This window comes from Streptococcus humanilactis (assembly GCF_019448275.1).
In the GTDB taxonomy this organism is placed as follows: domain Bacteria; phylum Bacillota; class Bacilli; order Lactobacillales; family Streptococcaceae; genus Streptococcus; species Streptococcus humanilactis.
Map to the genome: position 1 here is coordinate 1 of NZ_JAHXBZ010000023.1, position 401 is coordinate 401.

The 401-nt window shown below is 52.6% G+C and carries 1 pseudogene; it reads right to left on the reverse strand.

From position 1 onward, the window contains the following. Positions 1-401: pseudogene (locus KV696_RS09680) on the reverse strand (adhesive domain-containing protein); the annotation flags it as partial.

A 401-nucleotide genomic window follows, 5' to 3' on the forward strand; every position in this document is an offset into this window, starting at 1 on the left:
TCAACAAGTGCCGTAGCGTCTACATCAGCAAGCACAAGCGCTGTAGCCTCTACATCAGCAAGCACAAGTGCGGTAGCCTCTACTTCAGCGTCAACAAGTGCGGTAGCCTCTACCTCAGCATCAACAAGTGCGGTAGCCTCTACATCAGCATCAACAAGTGCCGTAGCGTCTACATCAGCAAGCACTAGCGCCGTAGCCTCTACCTCAGCAAGCACAAGTGCGGTAGCCTCTACATCAGCAAGCACAAGCGCTGTAGCATCTACATCAGCAAGCACAAGCGCTGTAGCATCTACATCAGCAAGCACAAGTGCGGTAGCCTCTACATCAGCAAGCACAAGCGCAGTAGCCTCTACATCAGCAAGCACAAGCGCTGTAGCATCTACATCAGCAAGCACAAGTGC